This window comes from Bacillus sp. ATD, from assembly GCF_050585765.1.
GTDB classification, from domain to species: Bacteria; Bacillota; Bacilli; order Bacillales; family Bacillaceae; genus Bacillus; species Bacillus stercoris.
The window spans coordinates 1-24,309 of the sequence record NZ_JBOBQH010000015.1 but is presented as its reverse complement, the minus strand read 5'-3'; the positions used below and the strand labels follow the sequence as shown (position 1 = coordinate 24,309).

Genomic DNA, 24,309 nt, shown 5'->3' with positions numbered 1-24,309 from the left:
CCTCCCTTAGTCACATAACACCCGTCTTCATAAACGGGCTATAATTCTTCTCATTCTAGCACAAAAGACGTAACCGCGGGAGGGTTACGCCTTAAGCTATTATTGTTCTTTGTTTTCACCTTCAGGCTGAGCATCAGCAGATTCCTCTTCATCGATCTCAGCTGCTTCCTGCTGCTGCGGAGGAAGGATAGAAGCCACGACCTCATCTGATTCATGATGAAAGGAGTAGTCACCGCCAGCAGGCAAATCCGCGATCGTCAGTACTTCATTTACATCGAGATTAGAAATATCAGCCTCAATCGTTTGCGGAATGGCTTTTGGCTTAGCCTTTACAGTAAGTGCATATAGCGGCTGCTGCAATACGCCTCCGTTTTTCACACCAATGGCTTCTCCGGTCAGATGAATCGGAACTTCCACTTCAATGTCCTCACTCATATTGACTACTTGAAAATCAGCATGAGTGATTTCATTTTTCAGCGGATCCGTTTGCAGGTCTGTCACCATGACAGAGTGTTTTTCTCCGCTGACCTCAAGCGTAATGACTGCATTTTTGCCTTCATCCCTCAGCGTTTTGATCAGCTCCACACTGTCTAATGACACTGGTTTGTTGCCAGTATCCTTCCCATATATGATACCTGGAACATGTCCTGAAGTACGGATATTCCGAAGAGATGAACGAGTAAAGTCCGTTCTTTCTTTTGCCGTTAAAGTTGCCATATTCAGCACCATCCTATTATCGTTTTAATTGTCCTATTACAAACAATACCCATAACGATTAGGATTTAAACCTCAAAAAACGGTTTAGCTGAACAGATAGCTGACTGATTGCTGCTCATGAACGCGAATAATCGCCTCAGCCAGAAGCGGTCCGACTGAAAGCTGCTTAAAGCGTTCAATTTTCTTTTCTTCAGGAAGCTTGATGCTGTTTGTCACAACGAGCTCTTTAATTGTTGAATTATTAATCCGTTCAACAGCAGGGCCTGATAGTACAGGGTGTGTACAGCATGCATATACTTCTTTCGCTCCGTTTTCTACGAGCGCATTAGCAGCAAGTGTAATCGTACCTGCAGTATCAATAATGTCATCGATGAGGATAGCAGTCTTCCCTTCGATATTACCTACAATATTCATAACTTCCGCCACGTTTGGACGCGGACGGCGTTTATCGATAATCGCAATCGGCGCTTTTAGTCGGTCAGCCAGTTTGCGGGCACGTGTCACACCGCCGTGGTCTGGTGAAACAATGACGATATCTTCAAGGTTTTTGCCTTCAAAATATTCTCCTAAAATCGGAACACCCATTAAGTGGTCAATCGGTATATCAAAGAATCCTTGAATTTGCGGCGCATGCAGGTCGAGTGCAATCACACGAGTCGCACCAGCTGTTTCAAGCAGGTTAGCGAAAAGTTTAGCTGTGATTGGCTCACGGGATCTTGCTTTTCTGTCTTGACGCGCATAACCGTAATAAGGAATAACAATGTTAATCGTTTTTGCAGAAGCGCGTTTTAACGCATCTACCATAATCAGCAGTTCCATAATATGCTCGTTAACGGGGTCACTTGTAGACTGGATGATGTAACAATCACATCCGCGAATACTTTCTTCGATATTAATTTGGACTTCCCCGTCACTAAATCTTGTGACAGAACATTTCCCTAATTGAACTCCAACTATATCTGCGATTTCTTTTGCAAGCTCTGGATTCGAATTCAAAGAAAAAATCTTTAAATTCTTATCTCCGTATTGATTAGACATGGATAAACCTCCGAATTTAGGATTATTTTTTATGAATATTTTTCACATAATCGTCTTTATTAACTTGTCTCGCTCTGGCAATAGCAAGCGCTTTTCCAGGTACATCTTCCGTAACAGTTGAACCTGCCGCCACATAAGCGCCTTCTCCGACTGTGACAGGGGCAACCAAGTTGGAGTTGCAGCCGATAAACGCGCCATCTTCAATTTTTGTCAAATACTTATTCTTCCCATCATAATTGACAGTTATTGAACCGCAGCCCAGGTTTACATCAGTGCCTACCTCAGCATCACCGACATAGCTTAGATGAGATGCCTTGCTTCGGTCTCCGAATTGAGTCTTTTTAATTTCTACAAAGTTTCCGATCTTCACTTCATTCCCGATGACAGAATCAGGTCTGATGTGAGCAAAAGGTCCTATGTTTACATCATTCCCCACTTTACTGTGATTGACTACCGATTGTTTAATAACCGTACGGCTGCCGATGGAACTATTCATAATCTCCGTATGAGGGCCAATTATCGTATCTTCTCCGATTTGCACCTCACCTTTAATTACAGTTCCAGGATAAATCACAGTATCGCTTCCGATAACAGCGTCAGGAGAAATATACGTATTCATCGGGTCAATCAACGTCACGCCATTTTTCATATGCCGTTTATTAATACGCTCTTTCATAAATTGTTCTGCTTGAGAAAGAGCAACTCTATCATTAACTCCGAGCGTTTCTTGGAAATTACCAGTCTGGTAAGCGGCAACAGTTTCGCCTTCATTTTTAAGAATCTCTATGACATCCGGCAAATAATACTCGCCTTGGGCATTATCATTAGACACCTGATCAATAGCCCGGAATAGCGCTTCATTGTCAAAACAATACGTACCAGTATTGATCTCAGTTACAAGACGTTCTTCTTCAGAGGCGTCCTTATGCTCAACGATTTTTTGAACCGCTCCGTTTTGGCTGCGTATAATGCGGCCATATCCGGTTGGATCTTCTGCAACCGCAGTTAAAATCGTAGCTTTCGCTTCTCTTTGTGTATGTTCTTTCAGCATCTCTTCCATCGTCTCTGCTGTTAAAAGCGGCGTATCTCCGCAAATGACAATCGTGACGCCTTTTTCGTCAGCAAGAAATGGCTGTGCCTGTTTTACAGCATGAGCAGTGCCAAGCTGTTCTGCTTGAAGCGCGTACTCGCTTTTATCACCAAGCTGCTTTTTCACTTCTTCCGCACCATGTCCGACAATCGTGACAAGCTTCGATAAAGATAATTTTAAGGCTTCGTCCACGACGTGCTCTACCATAGGCTTACCGCAAACTGGATGAAGGACTTTATAAAGCTTCGATTTCATTCTCGTTCCTTGTCCAGCCGCTAAAACAACTGCAAACCGCTTATCCATTTATTGGCCTCCAATATCCCTTTTATCCATAGAAAAATATATCCTAAATATCTTCTGATTTCAAGGAGACTTCATGAAGTGCAAGAATTTTCTATTGAGTGCAAATACGTTTGAAAAATCAGAATTAAAAAAGGACCGCTGGCAAAAGGCTTATGTCAGCCCTTTCAGCAGTCCTTGCTTTTTGGTTATTTTTTAAGAAGCTCCAGCTTCTTCGAATTCTAATGCTTCAGTGTCACCCAGACGATGATACTCATTTAACACGGCATCTTGAATCTTTCCTCGCGTGCTTGAATTAATAGGATGAGCAATATCGCGGAACTCTCCATCAGGGGTGCGTTTACTCGGCATCGCAACGAAAAGACCATTGTTTCCATCAATCACACGAATATCATGTACAACAAATTCGTGATCCAGCGTGATGGATGCAATCGCTCTCATGCGACCATCGGTATTCACGCGGCGTAATCTTACGTCAGTAACTTCCACAGTAGTTCACCACCTTTTCCCTATATAAAAGCATTAGTGTATCAATTCCACGATTTTCTCTGAAATCCTGCTCGTTTTTAAAATATTTTTTGAAAAAATAGGATATAGTTACACAATTAGGTCATATCGCTTTTATTTCGGGCATAAGGTAAATAAAAAAGTGATCCCGGGCACTCCCAGAATCACTTTTCTTATTATTTTACCAATGCAATAACTTCAATTTCGACTAGCGCATCCTTCGGGAGTCTTGCGACTTCCACACAAGATCTCGCCGGTTTGTGAGTATCAAAATATTGTCCGTACACTTCGTTTACTTCCGCAAACTGTTCCATATCCGCGATAAACACAGTTGCTTTTACAACTGTTTCAAAAGAAGCACCCGCTTCTTCCAGAATCGCTTTTAAGTTGCTGAATACTTGATGAGTCTGCTCCTTAATATCTCCGTTCACCATTTCGCCTGAAGGAGTCAAAGGAATTTGGCCTGAGCTGTAAAACATATTGTTGACGATAATCCCTTGTGAATAAGGCCCAATTGCCGCTGGGGCATGTTTTGTGTGGACTGCTTTTGTCATGATTCTGTCTCTCCATTCTTTAAAAGATTGTCTTTAAAAAAACGCAGAAAATTGCCATTCTGAATTTCAATGGACTTCTCTTTCATGTTGATGGTTGAAAGAGTAAGAAGTGACATATATTCATCAACAAGACGTTCATCTACTCCTTCGGCCTCTACTAAGACGCCGATTCCCGCCACATTTGCGTTAAACTCATCCAACAGGTTAATCATACCATTTATTGTGCCGCCTGCTTTCATAAAGTCATCAATAATGAGTACGTTTGAACCCGTTTTCATGCTTCTTTTCGCAAGTGACATTGTTTGAATGCGGTTTGAGGAGCCTGAAACGTAATTAATGCTGACTGTGGAGCCTTCTGTTACCTTATTGTCTTTACGAACGATCACAACAGGCACATTCAAATAGCTCGCAGCTGCGTACGCAAGAGGGATGCCTTTCGTGGCAACAGTCATGACAACATCAATATCGCGCTCAGCAAACACGGAAGCAAAAAGCTTCCCTACCTTGGAGAGTACAGATGGCTTTCCTAAGATATCCGTTAAATATACATAACCGCCCGGAAGGATACGTTCAGGATTTGCCAGCGACTGTCCAAGAGTCTGCACAAACTCTTCAGCTTCAGCCTGCTTCATTTTCGGAATATATTTAACGCCTCCGGCAGCACCGGGAACAGTAAGCAAAGTACCGATCCCCTGCTGTTCAAAGGTTTGTTTAATAATTGTTAAATCTTCACTGATCGATGATTTTGCAGATTCATACCGCTCAGAGAAAAAGGTTAGCGGTATTAACTCGTGCGGATGGGTTAACAAGTAATTTGTTAAGTCCACCAATCTGCCGCTGCGACGAAACTTCATGAACTTACCCCCAAAATCCGAATATTTTAAGATCAATATAACTTAACATACGGATTTAATCAAGAGCGTTCTGTTCGCCGATCATTCTCACCGCATAAACTTGATCGCAGAAGCCTCTTAACCCGTTATAAATTCTCTGCACCTTCGACTCATACTGAACCAGTCCAAACACTGTCGGACCGCTCCCGCTCATTAACACGGCATCTGCACCAAAGCGTTTCATCTGGTTTTTGATCATCGCGACTTCAGGATGCAGATCAAGCGTAACAGATTCGAGCACATTGCCTAAACGGCTGCACATCTTCTGAAAACTCTTTTCCTCTATCGCCTCGATCATGCCTTGTACATCAGGATGTTCTATGTCATCCAGTTTCAGCGCTCTGTACACTTCAGCAGTTGAAACACCGATTGTCGGCTTCGCTAAAATGACCCAGCAGTGCGGAGGCGTGCTGATATGTTTAATTTTCTCGCCGCGCCCTGTTGCAAGTGCAGTTCCTCCATAGACACAAAATGAAACGTCGGAACCAATTTCCGCTCCAAGCTCAGCAAGCGTTTCCGCAGAAAGATTTAAATTCCACAGTCTGTTCAGCCCTCTGAGTGTCGCCGCCGCATCACTGCTTCCGCCGGCAAGACCGGCAGCCACCGGAATTACCTTCGTAATCATGATGGAAACTCCCTTTTTCACGTTGTATCTGTCCTTGATCAGCTTGGCGGCCTGATAAGCTAAGTTTCTTTGGTCATCAGGCACAAAACGGTTGTGGGAGGAAACCCTCACTTCATCCTCTGCCAGCTCCGTCAATTCAATTCGATCAGCTAAATCAATTGTCGTCATGATCATTTCGACTTCATGATAACCATCCGGGCGCTTTCGGGTGACATCAAGTGACAGATTGATCTTGGCTGGCGCTTTTTCTAAAATACGCATAGCTTTCACCTACTTCTCCATCTAAACATAAGTATGAACATTGTATCACATTTGAAGTACAGGATGAACATATCCATATTCAGCCCATTATGTATTTATATCCAATATAAAAAACCGGGGAACGGCACGTCCCCCGGGTCACATCCTTATCGGTTATTATGATTCTGAGCCATTTGCTGTTCAGCGATTTCAATGGCGCGCTTTACCATATTACCAGCATCGCGGGCCCGAATTTCGCCCCAACCGCCATTTTTTACTGTGTCATAAAACCCAAGGTCCTTAGCCAGCTCATATTTAAACTCATCTGACATAACTCCACGACGTCTGCCCAAACGAAACAACCCCTTTTTTAGAAGTGATAGCCATTCGTGCACGTCACGATAATATGTGACTGTTTTATCTTTTGTTAAATCAAATGGAACTTTCGTTAAAATTACTGGAAACCAAAAAAGGGCAAAACAAAAAGCAGTAAACAAAAGGTTCACTGCCCGTTAAAATGCCACTGAGCTTGCTGCGTCATCATTAAATGTCAGCTCAACAGTCTCAGTCAAAATATCAGCATAACTGTATGAAACTCTTTCAAACGAGTTCTCGTCTTGATCTAGTTGTATCACAAAAACAGAAGGGTACGTCTCAGCTAAAATGCCCGAACGCTCAATCGTTTTTCGGCGGCCACCGTTTGCTTTTAACGTCAGCCTTTTACCTAAATTCCCATCAAGCGATCTTTTAATATCGGACAACGTCTTCGCCATTGCATCCACCTCACTACATTTATTGTACAACACGAGCCCATTTTTGTCAAATAAAATTTAAATTATATCAACGTTAATAAGACGTTGTCAATAAAATTATTTTGACAAAATTCTATGATTCCTCAATTATGTTCCGCAAGTTTCGGTAAATTATGTATCATTATGCAAAATAAAAAACCCGCATAGATCTACTATGCAGGTTTTCAACTGTTAATTGGACTTATAAGGCATACCAATTCTCAGTACTCCTCTTGTTTCAATACCTCCAAGCCCTTTCTCTCTTGTCAGCGTATTACGGAGCACTTCCCATACATTGATCCGTTCCATAAACGGTGTAAAGCTGATCTTCGCGACGATATATACCGGATCAAGCGCATGAATATTTACTCTTGATGGTGAACTCGCAAAATTTGCACCCGCTCTGATGAGTGATTCAAAATGGGATTGGCAGGCCCCCGCAAAAATAACAAGCTGATCTAAGTGAGGGATCTTTTTTCGGGCTTTATGAACGGTTTCAACAAAGTGCTTAGAATGTCTGTACGCGTTCAAATCATCAATGCCGCCCTTTTGCTTCGAATACGCATCATGCCCTGTGATCACCAGGATATCTGGTCGATATTTGTCGAGCAATTCTTCAATAGAAGCAGACATTTTCTTTTCGTGACAATGGATGCCATAGACCGGCACTCCTATTTTTTTATAGACATTCAAGCATTTTTTCAGATATGCTTCGTCACCATCCAGATGAAGCACTTTGCCAGGCATATGAAAATAATGCTCCTGATGCTGATATTGGCTTGTCGCAAAGTACTCCTGCTTTTCTCTGAGCAGCTTATAATCCTGGCGGAGCAATTCGAGCGACTCATTCATTCTGCTCTCATCTTTCTTTTTCCGCATCATCTGCTCATCCTTTTTCACTGCCACCAGATCAGAAAAGTCCGAATCAGCAATCAGCCTGACTTCATCTCCATGCAAAATGGCAATTGAATTTCCTTTGCTTGTTTGCTCTATTCCTATAATTCGAAACAAAACATCCATCTGATAGGATTTTCTGGCTACCATATCCCCTATTTGAAATTGCACGTTCCTCACTCCACACATAGACTAAGCCTCATCATGAAAGAAAGAGCCTTGAGAAAGCGCCTTTTTTCGCTGAGTCCAAGTTTTTTCTTATCATTGAATGAAAGGTCCTTCTCTAGCCTATGTAGCGGCAGTCCATGTGGTGCGCAAAACAAAAAGCCCTTTTAGAAAAGGGCTTTCCTATTGTTGAAAAAACGCTAAAACGGTTTCTCTTTAGCGTTTTTTTCTCCTTTCAGCGTGATTGAAAACCCTTGAAGTCTAGGAAAGGCGAGCATCGGAGCGCAGCGAATGTTATAATTCGTGAGCATTGAAGCGCAGCCTTGACAACGAATGCGAGGGTTTGTCGATACGCTGAAAGCCCTTTTAGAAAAGGGCTTTATACAATCCGTTAGACAGCGCTGCGAACTCCTCGATAGACAGGGATTCACCTCGGCGCTTGCCGTCAATATTTGTTTCTTCGAGCACTTGCTCAATCGTTGATTTTTGTGCTTTTCCTTCAGGCAGATTGTTAACTAAGTTATTGAGCAGCGTTTTACGGCGCTGTGCAAAGCTTGCCTTGATGAGCTGAAAGAAAAAGGATTCGTTTTCTACGTCCACTGCCGGGCCGTCTCGGAGAATCAGACGGATGACTGCGGAATCGACATTAGGCTGAGGGACAAATACGGTTTTCGGAACGATCATCACCGTTTTGGCTTCTGTATAAAACTGCACCGCGATTGAAAGCGAGCCGTATTCCTTAGATGAAGGATCAGCCGCCATGCGCTCAGCCACTTCTTTTTGCAGCATGACCACAATCCCTTTCAGCGGAAGATGCTCTTCAAGCAGTTTCATGATAATCGGTGTTGTTACGTAATAAGGAAGGTTGGCTACTACCATGATCTCATCGCAGTCTTGAAATTGTTCTTCAATGACCGATTTGACATCAGCCTTTAACACGTCCTGATGAATGACAGTGACATTGTCGTAAGGTGACAGCGTGTCCTTCAGAATCGGCAGTAAACGCTGGTCAATCTCAAATGCCACGACTTTTTTCGCCCGCTTGGCAAGCTGTTCGGTTAAAGCACCGATTCCTGGGCCGATTTCAATGACACCTGTTTTCTCCGTCACTTCTGCGTGATCGACAATTCGGTTTAAAATGTTCGTATCAATTAAGAAATTCTGTCCTAAGCTCTTTTTAAAAGAAAAACCGTATTTCTTCAATATCTCTTTCGTTCTAATCGGTGTCGCAATATCTTTATTCATTCTGTTCCTCCCGCATAACGGTATCGAGCGCACTCATAAAATCACTTTTTTTAATTTGAAACATTTGCAGCCGTTTTTGAAGTTGTTTGCCATTTGTATAGCCGATTTTCAACAGATCACCCAGTCGTTCGCGGCGGCGTTTGGCCGCAGATCCGCCTATTAGTCCGGCATGAATCAAATCCTCAGCCGAAATCTCACTCGGCTGCGCTTCCATCTCTTCATGGACATTTTCTAAACATGCCCTAATGCTTTCAACCGATGCATGCTCCACACCAATTCCCCGCTTGTTTTTAGGTTTGGCAAGGTGCTTTGGCAAAAATGCATGCTTACAGCCGGGTACAGCCTCTGAAATGGTTTTGCGGATCTTCTCTCCCGGAAAGTCCGGATCCGTTAAAATAATCACGCCTCTTGTCTTCTGAGCCAAACGGATTTGGTCAATCACATGATCGTCGATAGCTGAACCATTTGTTTCAATTGTGTCTGCATCAACAGCCAATTTGATGCGGGCCGTATCGTCACGCCCCTCGACCACAATGATCTCTTTTATTTTCATTATTTCCTCCAAGACAAAATAAAAACTTTTGTATATTTATGAAACTTTTTCTTATGTCGAGCGTCTAATAAGCATAAAATACACTTTGTCTATTATAACGAAAAAAACAGAGGGCGCAAAACCCTCTGAATCATAAGTATATATTAATTTAAGACTTTAATTTTGACTGTTTTATTTCCCCATCGGTACGCCGATGATTTCTCTGGGAAAAAGACGTCTATTTTGTTCCCTTTAATCGCTGAACCAGTATCTGCAGCAATGGCATATCCATAGCCTTCCACGTGGACTTTGGAGCCTAGCGGAATGACATTGGGATCCACAGCGATGACTTTGGCATTCGGATTATTTTTTAAATTGACGCCTGTCGCTGTATGTCCTGAACAGCCGCTGCAGCTTGCCGTATAAGCCGTAGAAGATACAGTCATGACTTTTCCTGATGATTCATTGCTGCGGGACACAACTGTTTTTGAATCACCTGAAGCGCTGACCTTTTCAACTTTTGGACTGCTCTGCTTTGTGCCGACAGCAATCACTTTATCTTTGCTTTGTTCAGCTGTTTCTTCTTTTACAAGCTCTCTGGACACTTCTTTGCCGTTTTCTTTAACGACCTCGAAATGTTTCTTAAGCTTGCCTTCTTTTCCTTTTTGGACGACCTTTTCTTCCCCTTTTTCAAGAGAAGCGTCTTCTTGCTTTTTCACATCGAACGCAATCTTCTCTTCAACTACATCGGTGACCTTTTCGATACGAGTAATTGTAATATCAGCCTTTCCTTTCGTCAGCTTTGCATCTAACGCAGGCTTGATTTTATCTTCGTCTTTTATGTGCATCTTTTGCTGTTTTAAAAAGTCAGCGACCGTAGTCGAAGTCGTCCAGATCTTCTTTTGTTTTCCTGCATCATTCACAGTAACCTGAAATGCGGGCTCTATGTTAATCTTCATGTCTTTCGAAATATCTGTATCTATTGCGGGATCAACTTGATCTTGTTCTTTCACATCAACATCTTGTTCGTCCAGTAATGCACCGACCGTTTTTGCTGTTGACCATAATGTCTTTTCTTCCCCGTTTATTGTAAGCTTCACAGGTTTTGCAGCCTCATACACAACGTCCATATCTGCTGTTATCTTTGTCTGTTTAGCAGGTGTGATCTTGTCTTCGTCTCTTGTCTTGATATCAAGCGTCTCCAAAAGATCACCGACTGTACTTGCATGTGTGCGTATATGTTTCTTTTTGCCATTGATAGAAACTGAGACTGATTGTTTCGTCAGCTCATGAGCCGCGTACGCAGTCCCGCTTCCTGCCAAAAGCAAACAAGCAGCAACCAGAATGACTTTGCTTTTGCTAAGCTTTACGGAAAACAGCTTTTTCATTTTTTGTGTGATGAAAAACGCCTCCTTCTCCTCGGAGAGATTATATAGAGTATCTAAAAGGCTGTCAACCCTCCCTTCTCTTTCTCCCAAAAGCTCAGTGTCTTCTTCATTATCCTGAAATACACTGAGAAACGGAAGAAAGACTTGTCGACAAACCTATCCTATGAGGAGAAGAAAGCATGTAGAACTTTTATAGAAAAACGCTGTAAGGGACAAGCTCTTACAAAACCCGCTAGCGTTTTTTGTCAGTTTATACGGAAAAGTCTTTTCGCATTTTCAGTAGTGATTGAGGCAATCTCCTCAAATGTCATTTCTTTTAATTCTGCGATTTGTTCTGCCACATATTTCACATAGCTCGGTTCATTTCTTTTCCCGCGGAAAGGGTGAGGCGTGAGAAACGGGCAGTCCGTTTCAATCAGCAACCGGTCATTCGGAATTTCCTTCACTACTTCCTTCGGTTTCTTCGCGTTTTTGAATGTCACCGGCCCTCCAAATGATAAATAAAAATTCATTTTCATGCATTCTCTTGCCACTTCCGCACTTCCTGTAAAGCAGTGCATGATTCCGCCCACAGCTTCTGCGCCTTCCTCTTTCAGAATAGTCACGACATCCTCCGTTGCATCACGGTTATGAATGATAATAGGAAGATTGACCTCTTTCGCTAATGCAATTTGTTTTCTAAACACCTCTTTTTGAATGTCTTTAGGTGATTTATCCCAGTGATAATCAAGTCCCATTTCACCTATCGCTACCACTTTCTCATGAGCAGAAAGCTCTTTAATCCATGCTAAATCTTCCTCTGTCATGTCAATCGCGTCAACAGGGTGCCAGCCGATGGCTGCATAAATAAAATCATATTCCTCAATCATTTCCATCGCACGGGTAATCGTTGGACGGTCAAAACCAACTACGACAATTCGTTCAACTTTTTCAGCTTTTGCCCGTTCAATAACCTCTTCCAGATCAGTATCATATTGTTCCGCATTTAAATGCGCGTGTGTGTCAAACAACATAAGTGAAAAACTCCTTTCTTGTCGAAACACAAAAGGTGTTCGACGAATTGTTACACGTGAAACACCTTTTGTTTATCATTATTTAATTCTTGTGCCTTTTGGTAACGACTGATCGATAGATACGACTTTTAGGACGCCGTCTGCTTCCCCTGCAAGGATCATACCTTGAGAAAGCTCGCCTCTCAGTTTAACCGGTTTTAGATTTGTTACACAAACGAGTTTCTTTCCAACAAGCTCTTCAGGCGTATAATGCTTCGCTATGCCGGATACCACTTGGCGCTTTTCAAAACCAAGATCCAGCTGCAGCTTCAATAACCGGTCTGCTTTTTTTACTGGCTCTACCTCAATGACCTCAGCTACGCGAAGCTCTACATCCATGAATTGATCAATCGTAATTTCAGGTAAACGATCGACCTCTTGCGGCTCTTCTTCTTTTGTTTCTTCTTTCGCTGGTGCCGAACCTTGCATTTTCCCTTTGATATAAGCAATTTCTTCCTCTGCCTCTAAGCGTGGGAACAACGGCTCGCCTTTTTGTACTTTTGTATCTTTCAGCTGGCCGAAAGCTGTAATGCTGTCCCAAGCTTTTAAAGATTCATCAGTAATGCCCAACTGCTCGAACATTTTTTCCGGTGTTTTTGTTAAGAATGGCTGAAGCAGTACCGCTGAAATACGCAATGATTCAGCGAGATGATACATAACGGATCGCAATTCTTCTTCTTTTGCCGGATCTTTCGCAAGCACCCATGGAGCTGTCTCATCAATGTATTTGTTGGTGCGGCTGATGAGCTGCCATAAAGTCGAAAGTGCTACCGAGAATTCCATGTTTTCCATTGCTTTCTCATAAGCTTTCACTGTTTCTTCAGCAACCGAAGTGAGCGTTTGGTCAAATTCCGTAACAGCACCTTTGTAAGAACCGATCTGTCCGTCAAAATACTTATTGATCATCGCAACAGTACGATTCAATAGGTTTCCTAAATCATTCGCTAGATCATAGTTGATCCGCTCAACAAATCCTTCCGGTGTGAATACACCGTCAGATCCGAATGGCACTTCGCGAAGCAGGTAATAGCGAAGCTCGTCTAACCCATAGCGTTCAATTAATGTAACCGGATCTACAACGTTTCCTTTTGATTTCGACATTTTTCCATCTTTCATCAAAAGCCAGCCGTGAGCGAATACTTGCTTTGGCAGAGGCAGATCCAGAGCCATCAGCATAATTGGCCAGTAAATCGTATGGAATCGTACAATCTCCTTACCGACTAAATGAACATCGGCAGGCCAATATTTTTGATACAGCTCATCATTTTCTGTATCATAACCTAGTGCTGTTAAATAGTTAAATAGTGCGTCAATCCAAACATATACAACGTGCTTTGGATTTTCCGGCACCTTTACGCCCCAATCAAAAGTGGTACGTGATACTGCCAAATCCTCGAGTCCAGGCTTGATAAAGTTATTAATCATTTCATTTTTGCGTGATTCCGGCTGGATGAAGGTCGGATTTTCTTCATAGTATTTCAAGAGACGATCCGCGTATTTGCCCATACGGAAGAAATAAGACTCCTCTTTGATCAATTCAACTGGGTGACCGCTGTCAGGGCTTTTTCCGCCGATGACCTCTCCCTTTTCATTCCGCTCGATATCAACAAGCTGCGTTTCCGTGTAGAACGTTTCATCAGGGATGCTGTACCAGCCTTCATACTCATCAAGATAGATGTCCCCATTATCTAGAAGCTTTTGAAACACCTTTTCAATGACAACTTTATGCCGTTTTTCTGTCGTACGGATAAAGTCGTCGTTTGAGATTTCAAGCTGCTTCCACAGTTTTTGAATATCTGCCGCTGCACGATCCACATACTCCTGAGGTGTAATGTTTTCCTGTTCAGCTTTTTGCTGAATCTTTTGTCCATGCTCGTCCGTTCCCGTTAAATAGCGAACATCGAACCCTTTTAATCTTTTGTAGCGTGCCATTGCATCTCCCGCGACTGTCGTATATGCATGGCCGATATGTAATTTTCCGCTCGGATAATAAATCGGTGTTGTAATGTAAAATGTATTGTTTTCTTGCGGCATCTTGAAACCTCCTAATCAGAATGTCAAAAAGCTCCCGCCCAAAGGACGAGAGCGGCGATAAGTGCAAATCATATATGCATATTTTTTATATTTATCCTTTATCTATGATACCATCTTAGCCTTTAAGATCAAGAATATATACATATGCCCTGAAAAAGAATAATTAAAATTAAAAATCTTTAATGAAAATAAAAAAAGTCTGTTCGTGTCGAATTTTGTCGTATATAATCAAATGAAATAAAAAACTTTGGTTCGAAAGTCTTGATTTAAAAGGATTTTTAGTAGGATAATAGCTTTATTAAATATTTATAAAATGCTGTTATTTCGGTAGTTTCCAAGACATTACTGACTATAAGAACTAATTCTTACAATCAATAGTAAACAAAATGATTGACGATTATTGGAAACCTTGTTATGCTATGAAGGTAAGGATTTTGTCGAATAATGACGAAGAAAAATATAATTTAAACAAATAAGTATCTCTTGGGAGGAGAATGTTTATGAAATCTACTGGTATTGTACGTAAAGTTGATGAATTAGGACGTGTAGTTATTCCTATCGAATTGCGTCGTACTCTTGGAATCGCAGAAAAAGATGCTCTTGAAATTTATGTTGATGATGAAAAAATCATCCTTAAAAAATATAAACCAAACATGACTTGCCAAGTAACTGGTGAAGTTTCTGATGATAACCTTAAACTTGCAGGCGGTAAATTGGTTCTTAGTAAAGAAGGCGCTGAGCAAATCATCAGCGAAATCCAAAACCAGCTTCAAAACCTTAAATAATCATTTCTTGTACAAAAAACGTTCTTGTTATGACACAAGAACGTTTTTTTATTGCTTAATATGGTAAGCATCGTACATTTCACGCTTTGGTACATTGCGGTCGACTGCTGCTTTTTTAATGGCTTCTTTAGAAGTAGCGCCTTTCGAGATGTAATGCTCGACATGTTCTTTCGCAGTGAGGGTTTCCCACCATTGTTCTTCCTCATCTGCTTCTTCATTATTACTTCCTTCTACGACAAGACAAAACTCGCCGCGTATCTGATCCTCGTTTGCCCATTCGATGACCTCGGATATCGTTCCTCGGATAAACTCTTCATATTTTTTAGTGAGTTCACGCGTTACAGCGATTTCTCGATCCCCTAATATCTCTGCCATCGCTGACAAGGTTTCCTTCAATCTGTGAGGCGCTTCATAAAAAATGATCGTTTCCCGCCGTTTTTTAAGGGCTTCAAGCTCCTTCTTCTTTTCTTTTTTCTGTCTGTTGAGAAAACCATAAAAGAAAAAAGGCTGCGGTACAATACCTGAAGCAATAAGAGCTGTTAATGCAGCGTTGGCTCCCGGCAACGGAACAACATAACCGCCTATATCCGTAAAATCTTTCACGATTTCAGCTCCAGGATCAGAAATTGTCGGCAGACCGGCATCACTGACAAGAGCAATGTTTTTTCCCGATTTCAGCCATTCAATAATTTTGTGCCCGCTGCTTTCTTTATTGTGTTCATGATAGCTGACCAGCGGTGTTTCAATTTCATATACATGACAAAGCTTTTTCGTTTGCCTCGTATCTTCCGCAGCAATCGCATCCACTGATTTCAGCGTATCGATCGCCCGGAATGTCATATCCTCTAAATTTCCGATTGGGGTTGGGACCAAGTAAAGAATTCCCATGTCCGACTTTCCATTAAAGCTCATTTGGCGCCTTAACATATACAGCCTCCTTGCTGTTCCGCTTTTCTTCTATATAAAGCTCTTTTTTCTTTCGAGTTAGTTTTTTGAAATAATATTCAGCCTGCATAGCTTCTCGTTTGGTATCGAAAGCTTCAGCAAAAATCAATTCAACCGGACGTCTTACTTTTGTATACTTTGCGCCCTTTCCGTCATTGTGTGTTTTCACCCGTTTATGCAGATCGTTGGTATACCCGGCATACCAGCTATTGTCCCTACATTTCACGACGTAGAAGAAATGATTATTTGTCTCCATATAAAATGGTCCTGATCTCTTTTGTATATTCATTTTGTTCATCATAAACGAACAAAGGAGGAAGAATTTTTAAATCTGGACGCCCGCCTTTGATCCCTTCAACCAAAATGGTATTGGCTTCTTTCCCTTGCTTCGGATAGACAAATTGCACACGCTTTGGCTCGATTTGATAAGCCTTCATCAGTTCAAAAATCTCCAGAAGCCGTCCCGGCCGGTGAACAAGCGCTGCTTTTCCTCCTTGTTTGAGCAGCTTGCTGCTGACTGAAATGACATCCTCCAGTGTGCAGTGAATTTCATGTCTTGCAATTCGGAGATGCTCGTTCATGTTTTGTTCAGTTTGTTTCGGCGTTTTAAAATACGGCGGGTTGCAGGTGACAACATCATATCGATTATGCCCCAGCTTCTCCGGCATGTTTTTCAGATCATCATGTATGATCTGAATCTGACCCTGCAGCTTATTGTACTCCACACTGCGAATAGCCATATCATGCAGCCTTTCTTGAATTTCGACTCCAAGAATGTCTGCTTTTGATCTTGTACTGAGCAGCAGCGGCACAATGCCATTGCCGGTGCACAAATCAACAATTTTTCCTTTTTGTATCGGAACGTACGCAAATTTGGACAGAAGCACAGCGTCCAATGAAAAAGCAAACACCGTTGGACTTTGTATGATTTTCATGTCCTCTGCCAGCAAATAATCTAATCTTTCATCATCACGTAATGAAACCATCTTCTTATCCTTTCAGTACCTTTGAAAAAGGCTCCCGTCTTATGCGGAAGCCTTTTCCCTATTTTTTATTTAAGAATGACAGACAGAAAAGACAATCTTCTTTTCGAACACTTCCATAGTGGACATTGCAGATATGAAATCCTTCTTGATACAGTCGTGCCAGATTATCATATCCTTCCCCTATATCAGTTTGCTCTGTCTTCTGTGTTTTTGATTCTTTTTTATCAGCTTTGAACTTTTCAATCTGCTGCGTCGTATCGTCCAGCCGTTTGCGCAAATGCTTGTTTTCAAGCTGTAAATGATGATTTTCCTCAATCATCTCACCGATATGCTGCTTCAAATCCCCCAGCTGCCGGTACAGTGAACCAATTTGTTCTTCTAAGTTAATGACTGTATCAAATAACTCTTTTTTATCCAAGGTTCCACACCTCGTTAATCTGTGGTTTGTGCGGATACGACGCCCTCTTCCAAGAGCTCTTCCCAAGTATATTCTATCACTTTTTCACGGTTTATCAGTTCCACCTGAAGCACCCGTTCCAGAATATTTAGTCCGACGACCTTCGCGGGGCCGTTTGCTGTCGTAATCATTTCTCCAATATCCGGAAGCTGTTCTTTTGCGGTCTCATACTCATCGTTCTCATATTTTAAACAGCACATCAAACGTCCGCAAAGACCTGAAATCTTCGTAGGATTTAAAGACAAGTTCTGATCCTTGGCCATTTTAATGGAAACGGGTTCAAAATCTCCAAGAAACGTTGAACAGCAAAGCATTCTTCCGCAAGGACCGATTCCTCCGAGCATTTTCGCCTCATCCCTCACTCCGATTTGGCGCAGCTCAATTCTTGTCTTAAAGATAGAAGCCAAATCCTTTACAAGCTCTCTAAAATCCACTCGGCCGTCAGCAGTGAAGTAAAAAATGACTTTATTGCGATCAAACGTGAATTCAACATCGACCAGCTTCATATCCAAGCCGTGTTCAATCACTTTCTTTTGGCAGATATCAAATGCTGATAGTGCTTCTTGTTTATTCTCTTCTACAATGAGAAGATCGCGCTCGTCAGCCACACGTATCACTTTTCGAAGGGGAAGCACCACATCATGCTCATCCACCTGTTTATTTGCAATCACGACCTGACCGTACTCAACGCCTCTGACAGTTTCTACAATTACGCAGCTGTCATGTTCTATATGAAATCCATTCGGATCAAAATAATATATTTTACCCGCTTTCTTAAAGCGGACACCAATTACATTGTACAAGCTTATCCCTCCTGCAACATTAACACCAAGTGCTCCATTAATCCTTGTACATTCACATTGGAATGAAGCCGTTTCTTTGCTTCTAAAACAGCAAGTATCTGATTCGTAACGCTTTGTTGTGTTGATTGTAGCGCATGCTGTTTTATTGATTGGAATAAGTCTTGATAAATCAATTTATCTTCATTTCCTATTTGGATGGACAACACATCACGATATATCAATAAGAGCATATCAAGACCCATTTCTTGATGGGTTTTTTCTTTGAAAAAGGGCATCCATTGATCTTGAATAAAGAAAAAGGCATGTCCTTTCCGCTGGTGTAGGACTTCATACAATTTTATCACTTTCGCTCTAGACTCTGCAAACTCATCATTTCGACTTAATTCGACTGCTTCTGCCACATTATTGGTCATGTTGGCCAGAAGCCTTGCCATATGAGGCGAGACGTCCTGTTCGATCAGTCTGTCTTCAATTGCTTTTGGCTGCAAAGGCTGAAAGGGAAGGGTTTGGCATCTTGAAATGATGGTATCCAATAACCTTTGGGGCTGCTCAGTGATGAGGATGGCCATTGTGTCTTTATTCGGTTCTTCTAAAAATTTCAGCAGGCTGTTCGCCGCATTTGCTGTCATTTGATCTGCGTGCGAAATAATATACAGCTTTTTATGCGATTCAAGCCCGGTCTTAGAAAACTCTTCTTGCAACGCTTGAATTTGCGCCTTTTTGATTGATAAGCCATCAGGCTGAACAAGATGGAGATCGGGATGGTTCCCCGACTCTATCCGTTTACAGTTTCGGCAGCTCTCACAAGGCTCCGCGCCATCCTCCAAACAAAAGAAGCTTTTTGCAAGAAGCAGCGCGGCATCAAGCTTGCCTGTTCCTTTTTTCCCCTCAAACAAATAAGCGTGTGATAATCTGTCCTTCTCAATACTATTATATAAAAGCTTCATCACTCTGGGCTGAAGCTCGTTCATTTCCTTCCAGGATATTGCCATTGTATCACTCTCTATGTGTAAAGGTTAATCAATAAACCTTTTATTTCGCCAATACGCTCCAGCAAATCAATTGCCGGTTTTTCCTGATCCATCATCTCTTCTGTAAGCTGTATCAATTTTTCATCTATTTCTTTCACAAGTCCCAGCGTTCTGCTGTTCCCGTAAAGATCAAAGCTTTTCGACGTTTCATGTGAAAGGCCGCTGTCCACAGCTTCTTTGACAAAACGTTTCACAAGTCCTTTAAATCTCGCTAAGTCTTTAAAGTTCCGCGATTTCGTCAGCCTTTTTCCAAATGCCTCTATGTCGGATAACAGCCTGGTAAGCTGATCAAGTTTCAATTTGCTGCTTTGGTTTTCCATTGATGTTTTAAATGATGCTGTGATCTCAGATGTTTTCACAGAGGGAAGCTGCTTATTATCTATAAATGTACGTATATCTTTATTAATTTTCACAGTTTCAAATCCTTAAAATTGATGAAATTCATCGACTGGAAGGACAAATACTGTCGCTCCGCCAACTTCAACTTCGACTGGATAAGGGACATAAGAATCAGCATTTCCGCCCATTGGAGATACAGGGGCAATCATTTGGTCACGTTTCTGTCCGTTTTCTTTAATAAGACTCAACGCTTTATTGACGCGTATATCCTCAACACCAATCATAAACGTTGTATTGCCTGATTTAAGAAATCCTCCCGTCGTCGCAAGCTTTGTGACCCTGAAGTTGTGATCCGTTAAGGTTTTCAAAAGTCTGTTGCTGTCCTGATCTTGTACAACTGCCACTATCAATTTCATCTGTGAAGGCCTCCTTTAGATTGGAAACAACATGATCTCGTTTACATTATTATATCAACTATTGGGAAACAGGTCACAATTGAATTTTTTTCAACGCTTCATTGATCACCTTTAGAACATCCTGAACGACAAGGTCTTTAGATTGCCCGGCATCAACTGAATGGAATCTTTCCGGAAATCGTTTCATCAGCTCTTGATAACCTTCCTGTACCTTTGTATGAAAGTCCAGTTTTTCTAAATCGAGCCTATTTTTCTCCCGTGAGCCGTTTGCATAAATACGCTTCAGTCCTTCTTCCGGATCAATTGAAAAATAAACCGTTACATGGGGCATCATATCTCCAATGGCAAATTCATTAATGGACAGGACCTCATCAATCCCAAGTCCTCTTGCATATCCTTGATACGCAAGCGAACTGTCTATGAATCTGTCGCAAAGAACGACATGCCCCTCTTCTAAAGCAGGTTTTACTTTTTCAACTAAATGCTGGCGTCTCGCAGCCGCATATAAGAGCGCTTCTGTTTTTGGGTCCATTAATGTGTTGTGCTCATTCAGAATAACCTCTCGAATTTGTTCTGCAATATCTATTCCGCCCGGCTCTCGAGTTGCCATAACCTGAAGGCCTTCAGCTGAAAGTATGTTTTTGATTTCCTGGAGAACAGTTGTTTTCCCCGCCCCTTCAGGACCTTCGAATGTAATAAATAAACCGCTCATGATTTCTCCTCTTCTATATAAACAAGTAGTTGTTTCTCTTTGATTTTCATATTCCCTTGAACATGCGTTTTCATGCTGATCAAGCGGCTGAGCTTTTGCACACTTTCTTTTGTTATTCTTTCTCCCGCCATAATCATCGGGATACCCGGAGGATAAGGGATGATATCCTCTGCATTCAGCCGGCCTGCTGCTTCCCCAAAGTCCACATATTCTTTCTTAAACGAATGTAAGACCTTTTTTTGATAAGGCAAGACAGTAACAGGCTGCGCTCCCCATTCTGCAGGAACAAACGGCTGATCCGGAGGCGTTTTCTCAATCTCCTCATCAATGCTTCTAATGGTTTCAGCGTTTATTCTCCGTTTTCCTCCCAGTGGGAGAACGAGCAGTACTTGATTTTCGTCAGCAAGCTCAGTGAATATGTTAGCACGCTCTAATATGCTTTGCAGTGTATAGCCAGAATGCCCGCGTTTTGAACGAATGGTAAGCTTCAGCGGGTCCGCTATAACCTGTGTATTAGCAGGGTTAACAGCTTCTGCATTTGTAAGTGAATCAAACGTTTGTTTAAGTGTTTGTATTCGCTGCAAAATGTCAGGAAGCTTTTGTTCTTCTATAATATGCTGTACATAAGCACGGGCAATGTCTAACGAAGCCATAATCGGATAAGACGGGCTGCTGCTTTGTAATCGGTTTAAATACTCTGCCACCCGATCCCTGTCAACTCTGCAGCTGCTGTTGAGGTGCAAATAAGAGCCCATCGTCATGGCAGGCAACGTTTTGTGGGCCGACTGAACAACAATATCTGCCCCCATTTTTAAAGCTGAGACTGGAAAAGGCTCTCCTAAAATAAAATGTGCGCCATGTGCTTCGTCCACCAAAACAGGAATCCCGTAATGATGGGCCTCCGTAATGATTTCGGTCAAATCAGCACTATGCCCATAATATGTGGGATTGGTCAGTACCAAGCCTTTCGCATCAGGATATGCTGCCAAGGCTTCTTTAATTGTACCAAGCGGAACATGCATAGGCACATGCATCGCTGGATCAACGTCAGGTGCGAGATAAACCGGCTCTGCACCAGCCAAATCAACAGCATGAAATACAGACTTATGACAGTTTCTTTGAACCAAAATTGTATCACCAGGTTCACAAACAGATAAAATCATCGCTAAGTTTCCGACAGTCGTACCGTTCACCAGAAAAAAACTTTCGGCCGATTCATATAATTGACTGACAAGCTCTTGCGCTTCCTTAATTACCCCGGAAGGATGATGGAGATCATCCAGCCCTGCCAGTTCAGTTACATCAATGGTGAGTAGCGGATCGAATATTGACTTAGCGTCATCAAAAAAGACATCTCCATTGTGATGTCCCGGAACATGAAATGAATGAGAATTTCTTCTCGCATGTTGAATTAATGCTTTATATAAAGGTGTGTTCATGAAAACAATCCTTTGAATGTGTCTTCTTACACTTTATTATATCGTGCCTCTGACAGAACTTAAAGCCAGACTTACTGGTAACTACCTTTCCTTTATTGTAAGCAGCTTTTGCTTTAGGTCGCCTTCCATCATCATGAGCTCTTCTTCTGCCTGACGGCGTTTGATCCGTCCTTCTTCTTGTATAGTCAATGTTTCTTCAAGCGTGCTTATTAAGCTTTCCTGCACCTTTTTTAAGGTATCTATATCAACTAGGCCTCGTTCATTTGCCCGTACGGTTTCAATTGTATTGGTTTTTAAAAGCTCCGCATTTTTCAGCAAAAGCTCATTGGTTGTATCCGATACTTTCTGCTGTGCATCCACTGCATTCCGCTGCCTTAAAAGTGTCAGTGCGATCGCAACTTGATTTTTCCAAAGCGGAATCGCTGTCACAATGGATGACTGGATCTTTTCAGCTAACGCTTGGTTTGTATTTTGAATCAGTCTGATTTGCGGAGCACTTTGGATTGTAATTTGCCTGCTCAGCAGCAAATCGTGCACTCTTTTATCTAATCGGTCAGCAAATTGCATCAAATCATTTACTTCTTGAACGGCCATTTGGTTATGATCACTCGATTCAGCCTGTTGCTTCAGTTCAGGAATTGTTTTTGTTTTTAATTCCTCCAGCTTCAGTTCTCCTGCAGCAATATAAACATTCAGCGCTGCGAAATACTCTTTATTTTTTTCATATAACTGCTCTAATAGCTTATTGTCACTGATTAAAGCATTTTTAGAGTGCTCCAGCTTCAAGCTGATTCTGTCTATCTGCACGCTGGTCTTTTGATATTTAGACAGCACCTCTTGAAGAGAATTTGATACTCTTCCAAACATGCGTGCCAAAAAACCCTTTTTCTTAGATTGAAGATCATCAGGATTTACTTGCTCCAGCTTTTTCATCAGCTCTCCAAGTATTTCGCCAATCTCTCCGACATCCTTCTTTTGAACATGGTTAATCATATCATGAGAAAAGTTCAGCAGTTTAGACTGAGCTTGTGAACCGTATAAGACAATGCTTTGCATATTTTTATGATCAATCTGTCCAGCAAGCTGAATTGCTTTTTCCTTGTTTTCCTCAGGAAGAACATCAACAAGCCGTACTTGCTCTTTCTCTGCTTTTACAGCCTCCGAACCTGATATCTCTATATCACCACCAAAAGGGTCTGCCAATAATTCATCTATATGAAGGTCGCTTTGATCTCGGTTCATCGCTTTTACCCTCTTCCATTATTTCTTTAATGAATGTTTTGCTGCATCTAATTCAAATTGCAACTCGTCAATTTCATCACCCATTACTTGAGTTAAATCTTCCTCTAAACGCTTGGTCAATTCAGTAAGAGTGATGCGTGTCTCACTTAACGACATCGACAATTCTTTGCTTTTTTTCGGGTGAGATGATAGAAAAGCATACTTCTCTGTCAATTCAACAACCGAATCGAGAGTTTGATAAAAAAATCGCTCTGCCTGATAAAACCGCTTTGGCTCTTTTTTGGTTAGCAAATAAATCCTTCTGACAAGCCTAAGGATTTCCGCATTTTGCTTAAACATTTGAATGCTTTTAGCCTGAAACAATGCTTTTCTAAGACGTATGATTTTCCGCCTTGCTTCCTCTAGGTTTTCCTTAATGTAAGCATACTCTCTTCCTGTCAATTCATGCTTTTTAAGAAATAACCTTCTTGCATTCCAGATACCTGCTGTGTATACGACTGCTCCTGAAGCAAGCCCATAAACAAGAGATAAAAAAAGCGACTGATTTAAACCGAAAAAGCACAATATCCCTATGAAAACAAAAGTCGCACTGCTAGTTAAACTCCACATCAAAAAGTGAAAAAATCTCTGCATGAGATAATCGACTCCTGTGTCTATACTCAGTTTTAATATTATTATCTACTACGTTCAACCCTTAAACAAGTTTCATCTTCTTTTTATTATGAAGCGTACAAAAAAAGACCTTTTCAGGTCTATGAATATAATGGCGGTGTATGAATGCTCTTTAGTTTTTTCACGTAAAAAGCATAGTCAGGATCAGAAGTTGATGTAGAAATTACTTTTCTCTCACAATCTAAGCATATGAATTTCGTATAAAGATGAATGCCTCTATTCTTCTCTTGATCACAAATCACACATGTATGATTAAGTTTAGCTGTTTCGTCCACCTTCTCCACCTCCGTACAATTAGCCTCTCCTTAAAACGGCTATTGTATACACTATTTAGATCTTTTTGAAACTTGGAATCAGTATATGGGCTATATAAGCTCTCGGTGTTTGTATTTGTTTGTTTTTCTCGATCTTGGGTAA

The 24,309-nt window shown here is 41.6% G+C and carries 29 protein-coding genes; 1 reads left to right on the top strand and 28 read right to left on the bottom strand.

What is annotated here, in order from left to right; genetic code table 11:
• Positions 1 to 99 precede the first annotated feature (99 nt).
• The 15 genes from ACQXR1_RS21365 to metG form a co-directional block, all read right to left on the bottom strand.
• Positions 100 to 717, bottom strand: a complete 618-nt coding sequence (locus ACQXR1_RS21365; RefSeq protein ID WP_041521232.1) for a 50S ribosomal protein L25/general stress protein Ctc — start codon at positions 715 to 717, stop codon at positions 100 to 102.
• Positions 718 to 801: 84 nt separating this feature from the next.
• On the bottom strand, positions 802 to 1,755 hold the full coding sequence (locus ACQXR1_RS21360) for a ribose-phosphate diphosphokinase (protein WP_003218353.1): 954 nt from the start codon (positions 1,753 to 1,755) through the stop codon (positions 802 to 804).
• A 22-nt stretch (positions 1,756 to 1,777) separates the two neighbouring features.
• Entirely contained in the window at positions 1,778 to 3,148 is a 1,371-nt protein-coding gene (gene glmU, locus ACQXR1_RS21355) for a bifunctional UDP-N-acetylglucosamine diphosphorylase/glucosamine-1-phosphate N-acetyltransferase GlmU (RefSeq protein WP_430772809.1), read from the bottom strand.
• Positions 3,149 to 3,340: 192 nt separating this feature from the next.
• Complete coding sequence (spoVG, locus tag ACQXR1_RS21350) at positions 3,341 to 3,634, bottom strand: septation regulator SpoVG (protein WP_003218346.1); 294 nt, start codon at positions 3,632 to 3,634, stop codon at positions 3,341 to 3,343.
• 194 nt (positions 3,635 to 3,828) lie between these two features.
• Complete coding sequence (gene ridA / locus ACQXR1_RS21345) at positions 3,829 to 4,206, bottom strand: 2-iminobutanoate/2-iminopropanoate deaminase (RefSeq protein WP_430772808.1); 378 nt, start codon at positions 4,204 to 4,206, stop codon at positions 3,829 to 3,831.
• On the bottom strand, positions 4,203 to 5,060 hold the full coding sequence (gene purR, locus ACQXR1_RS21340; protein WP_014662485.1) for a pur operon repressor: 858 nt from the start codon (positions 5,058 to 5,060) through the stop codon (positions 4,203 to 4,205). The genes ridA and purR overlap by 4 nt, the downstream gene beginning before the upstream one ends.
• Before the next feature lie 55 nt (positions 5,061 to 5,115).
• Positions 5,116 to 5,985 (bottom strand): 4-(cytidine 5'-diphospho)-2-C-methyl-D-erythritol kinase, encoded by an 870-nt coding sequence (gene ispE / locus ACQXR1_RS21335; protein ID WP_040081072.1) that lies wholly within the window; start codon positions 5,983 to 5,985, stop codon positions 5,116 to 5,118.
• 146 nt (positions 5,986 to 6,131) lie between these two features.
• Positions 6,132 to 6,317 (bottom strand): small, acid-soluble spore protein, alpha/beta type, encoded by a 186-nt coding sequence (locus tag ACQXR1_RS21330; protein WP_040081073.1) that lies wholly within the window; start codon positions 6,315 to 6,317, stop codon positions 6,132 to 6,134.
• Positions 6,318 to 6,476: 159 nt separating this feature from the next.
• Positions 6,477 to 6,737 (bottom strand): biofilm formation stimulator Veg, encoded by a 261-nt coding sequence (gene veg, locus ACQXR1_RS21325; protein WP_003218330.1) that lies wholly within the window; start codon positions 6,735 to 6,737, stop codon positions 6,477 to 6,479.
• Between the two features lie 210 nt (positions 6,738 to 6,947).
• Positions 6,948 to 7,820, bottom strand: a complete 873-nt coding sequence (gene prtG / locus ACQXR1_RS21320; RefSeq protein ID WP_040081075.1) for a sporulation-specific protease PrtG — start codon at positions 7,818 to 7,820, stop codon at positions 6,948 to 6,950.
• A gap of 360 nt (positions 7,821 to 8,180) precedes the next feature.
• Positions 8,181 to 9,059 (bottom strand): 16S rRNA (adenine(1518)-N(6)/adenine(1519)-N(6))-dimethyltransferase RsmA, encoded by an 879-nt coding sequence (gene rsmA / locus ACQXR1_RS21315; RefSeq protein ID WP_014662482.1) that lies wholly within the window; start codon positions 9,057 to 9,059, stop codon positions 8,181 to 8,183.
• Positions 9,052 to 9,612 carry a ribonuclease M5 gene (rnmV, locus tag ACQXR1_RS21310; protein ID WP_014662481.1) on the bottom strand — a complete coding sequence of 187 codons (561 nt, stop codon included), beginning with the start codon at positions 9,610 to 9,612 and terminating at the stop codon, positions 9,052 to 9,054. The genes rsmA and rnmV overlap by 8 nt, the downstream gene beginning before the upstream one ends.
• A 143-nt stretch (positions 9,613 to 9,755) precedes the next feature.
• Complete coding sequence (locus ACQXR1_RS21305; RefSeq protein WP_243572838.1) at positions 9,756 to 11,069, bottom strand: ubiquitin-like domain-containing protein; 1,314 nt, start codon at positions 11,067 to 11,069, stop codon at positions 9,756 to 9,758.
• A gap of 155 nt (positions 11,070 to 11,224) precedes the next feature.
• Entirely contained in the window at positions 11,225 to 11,992 is a 768-nt protein-coding gene (locus ACQXR1_RS21300; RefSeq protein ID WP_014475570.1) for a TatD family hydrolase, read from the bottom strand.
• A gap of 78 nt (positions 11,993 to 12,070) precedes the next feature.
• On the bottom strand, positions 12,071 to 14,065 hold the full coding sequence (gene metG / locus ACQXR1_RS21295; RefSeq protein ID WP_430772807.1) for a methionine--tRNA ligase: 1,995 nt from the start codon (positions 14,063 to 14,065) through the stop codon (positions 12,071 to 12,073).
• Positions 14,066 to 14,559: 494 nt separating this feature from the next.
• Between metG and abrB the strand changes: the two genes are divergently transcribed.
• Entirely contained in the window at positions 14,560 to 14,850 is a 291-nt protein-coding gene (gene abrB / locus ACQXR1_RS21290; RefSeq protein WP_003226760.1) for a transition state genes transcriptional regulator AbrB, read from the top strand.
• A gap of 48 nt (positions 14,851 to 14,898) precedes the next feature.
• On the opposite strand, the gene rsmI is transcribed toward abrB, so the two are convergent.
• The 13 genes from rsmI to csfB all read right to left on the bottom strand — a co-directional run bounded on the left by rsmI (position 14,899) and on the right by csfB (position 24,167).
• Positions 14,899 to 15,777: a 16S rRNA (cytidine(1402)-2'-O)-methyltransferase gene (gene rsmI / locus ACQXR1_RS21285; protein ID WP_014662478.1), complete on the bottom strand. Its 879-nt coding sequence runs from the start codon at positions 15,775 to 15,777 to the stop codon at positions 14,899 to 14,901.
• Positions 15,752 to 16,051, bottom strand: a complete 300-nt coding sequence (locus ACQXR1_RS21280; RefSeq protein ID WP_014662477.1) for a GIY-YIG nuclease family protein — start codon at positions 16,049 to 16,051, stop codon at positions 15,752 to 15,754. Before ACQXR1_RS21280 ends, rsmI begins: the two co-directional genes overlap by 26 nt.
• Positions 16,038 to 16,781 (bottom strand): tRNA1(Val) (adenine(37)-N6)-methyltransferase, encoded by a 744-nt coding sequence (locus tag ACQXR1_RS21275; RefSeq protein WP_040081085.1) that lies wholly within the window; start codon positions 16,779 to 16,781, stop codon positions 16,038 to 16,040. The genes ACQXR1_RS21280 and ACQXR1_RS21275 overlap by 14 nt, the downstream gene beginning before the upstream one ends.
• A gap of 58 nt (positions 16,782 to 16,839) precedes the next feature.
• Positions 16,840 to 17,199, bottom strand: coding sequence for a replication initiation-control protein YabA (yabA, locus tag ACQXR1_RS21270; RefSeq protein WP_003218308.1), 360 nt, complete (start codon positions 17,197 to 17,199; stop codon positions 16,840 to 16,842).
• A gap of 14 nt (positions 17,200 to 17,213) precedes the next feature.
• Complete coding sequence (ricT, locus tag ACQXR1_RS21265) at positions 17,214 to 18,041, bottom strand: competence/sporulation regulator complex protein RicT (RefSeq protein ID WP_003226767.1); 828 nt, start codon at positions 18,039 to 18,041, stop codon at positions 17,214 to 17,216.
• Positions 18,042 to 18,043: 2 nt separating this feature from the next.
• A complete protein-coding gene (gene holB / locus ACQXR1_RS21260) occupies positions 18,044 to 19,033 on the bottom strand; it encodes a DNA polymerase III subunit delta' (RefSeq protein WP_014662475.1) in 990 nt (329 codons plus the stop codon).
• An 11-nt stretch (positions 19,034 to 19,044) separates the two neighbouring features.
• On the bottom strand, positions 19,045 to 19,485 hold the full coding sequence (locus ACQXR1_RS21255; RefSeq protein WP_014662474.1) for a YaaR family protein: 441 nt from the start codon (positions 19,483 to 19,485) through the stop codon (positions 19,045 to 19,047).
• Positions 19,486 to 19,497: 12 nt separating this feature from the next.
• On the bottom strand, positions 19,498 to 19,827 hold the full coding sequence (darA, locus tag ACQXR1_RS21250) for a cyclic di-AMP receptor DarA (protein ID WP_003242755.1): 330 nt from the start codon (positions 19,825 to 19,827) through the stop codon (positions 19,498 to 19,500).
• A gap of 73 nt (positions 19,828 to 19,900) precedes the next feature.
• A complete protein-coding gene (tmk, locus tag ACQXR1_RS21245; RefSeq protein ID WP_014662473.1) occupies positions 19,901 to 20,539 on the bottom strand; it encodes a dTMP kinase in 639 nt (212 codons plus the stop codon).
• Positions 20,536 to 21,978, bottom strand: a complete 1,443-nt coding sequence (locus ACQXR1_RS21240; RefSeq protein WP_326274258.1) for an aminotransferase class I/II-fold pyridoxal phosphate-dependent enzyme — start codon at positions 21,976 to 21,978, stop codon at positions 20,536 to 20,538. Before ACQXR1_RS21240 ends, tmk begins: the two co-directional genes overlap by 4 nt.
• 81 nt (positions 21,979 to 22,059) lie before the next feature.
• Positions 22,060 to 23,220, bottom strand: coding sequence for a toxic anion resistance protein (locus ACQXR1_RS21235; protein WP_071582144.1), 1,161 nt, complete (start codon positions 23,218 to 23,220; stop codon positions 22,060 to 22,062).
• 18 nt (positions 23,221 to 23,238) lie between these two features.
• Positions 23,239 to 23,853, bottom strand: coding sequence for a 5-bromo-4-chloroindolyl phosphate hydrolysis family protein (locus ACQXR1_RS21230; RefSeq protein ID WP_014662470.1), 615 nt, complete (start codon positions 23,851 to 23,853; stop codon positions 23,239 to 23,241).
• A gap of 119 nt (positions 23,854 to 23,972) precedes the next feature.
• Positions 23,973 to 24,167: an anti-sigma-G factor gene (csfB, locus tag ACQXR1_RS21225; RefSeq protein WP_071579280.1), complete on the bottom strand. Its 195-nt coding sequence runs from the start codon at positions 24,165 to 24,167 to the stop codon at positions 23,973 to 23,975.
• Positions 24,168 to 24,309: the final 142 nt, after the last annotated feature.

Excerpts from the sequence above, each read along its gene's own strand:
- ACQXR1_RS21235 (WP_071582144.1), bottom strand. The coding sequence starts at position 23,220 with ATGAACCGAGATCAAAGCGACCTTCATATAGATGAATTATTGGCAGAC.
- ACQXR1_RS21360 (WP_003218353.1), bottom strand. The coding sequence starts at position 1,755 with ATGTCTAATCAATACGGAGATAAGAATTTAAAGATTTTTTCTTTGAAT.
- ispE (WP_040081072.1), bottom strand. The coding sequence starts at position 5,985 with ATGCGTATTTTAGAAAAAGCGCCAGCCAAGATCAATCTGTCACTTGAT.
- veg (WP_003218330.1), bottom strand. The coding sequence starts at position 6,737 with ATGGCGAAGACGTTGTCCGATATTAAAAGATCGCTTGATGGGAATTTA.
- rsmA (WP_014662482.1), bottom strand. The coding sequence starts at position 9,059 with ATGAATAAAGATATTGCGACACCGATTAGAACGAAAGAGATATTGAAG.
- holB (WP_014662475.1), bottom strand. The coding sequence starts at position 19,033 with ATGGCAATATCCTGGAAGGAAATGAACGAGCTTCAGCCCAGAGTGATG.
- ACQXR1_RS21240 (WP_326274258.1), bottom strand. The coding sequence starts at position 21,978 with ATGAACACACCTTTATATAAAGCATTAATTCAACATGCGAGAAGAAAT.
- ACQXR1_RS21280 (WP_014662477.1), bottom strand. The coding sequence starts at position 16,051 with ATGGAGACAAATAATCATTTCTTCTACGTCGTGAAATGTAGGGACAAT.
- ACQXR1_RS21275 (WP_040081085.1), bottom strand. The coding sequence starts at position 16,781 with ATGGTTTCATTACGTGATGATGAAAGATTAGATTATTTGCTGGCAGAG.
- metG (WP_430772807.1), bottom strand. The coding sequence starts at position 14,065 with ATGCCGCAAGAAAACAATACATTTTACATTACAACACCGATTTATTAT.
- rsmI (WP_014662478.1), bottom strand. The coding sequence starts at position 15,777 with ATGTTAAGGCGCCAAATGAGCTTTAATGGAAAGTCGGACATGGGAATT.
- ACQXR1_RS21230 (WP_014662470.1), bottom strand. The coding sequence starts at position 23,853 with ATGCAGAGATTTTTTCACTTTTTGATGTGGAGTTTAACTAGCAGTGCG.
- rnmV (WP_014662481.1), bottom strand. The coding sequence starts at position 9,612 with ATGAAAATAAAAGAGATCATTGTGGTCGAGGGGCGTGACGATACGGCC.
- ACQXR1_RS21365 (WP_041521232.1), bottom strand. The coding sequence starts at position 717 with ATGGCAACTTTAACGGCAAAAGAAAGAACGGACTTTACTCGTTCATCT.
- ACQXR1_RS21300 (WP_014475570.1), bottom strand. The coding sequence starts at position 11,992 with ATGTTGTTTGACACACACGCGCATTTAAATGCGGAACAATATGATACT.
- glmU (WP_430772809.1), bottom strand. The coding sequence starts at position 3,148 with ATGGATAAGCGGTTTGCAGTTGTTTTAGCGGCTGGACAAGGAACGAGA.
- tmk (WP_014662473.1), bottom strand. The coding sequence starts at position 20,539 with ATGAGCGGTTTATTTATTACATTCGAAGGTCCTGAAGGGGCGGGGAAA.
- abrB (WP_003226760.1), top strand. The coding sequence starts at position 14,560 with ATGTTTATGAAATCTACTGGTATTGTACGTAAAGTTGATGAATTAGGA.
- ridA (WP_430772808.1), bottom strand. The coding sequence starts at position 4,206 with ATGACAAAAGCAGTCCACACAAAACATGCCCCAGCGGCAATTGGGCCT.
- darA (WP_003242755.1), bottom strand. The coding sequence starts at position 19,827 with ATGAAATTGATAGTGGCAGTTGTACAAGATCAGGACAGCAACAGACTT.
- purR (WP_014662485.1), bottom strand. The coding sequence starts at position 5,060 with ATGAAGTTTCGTCGCAGCGGCAGATTGGTGGACTTAACAAATTACTTG.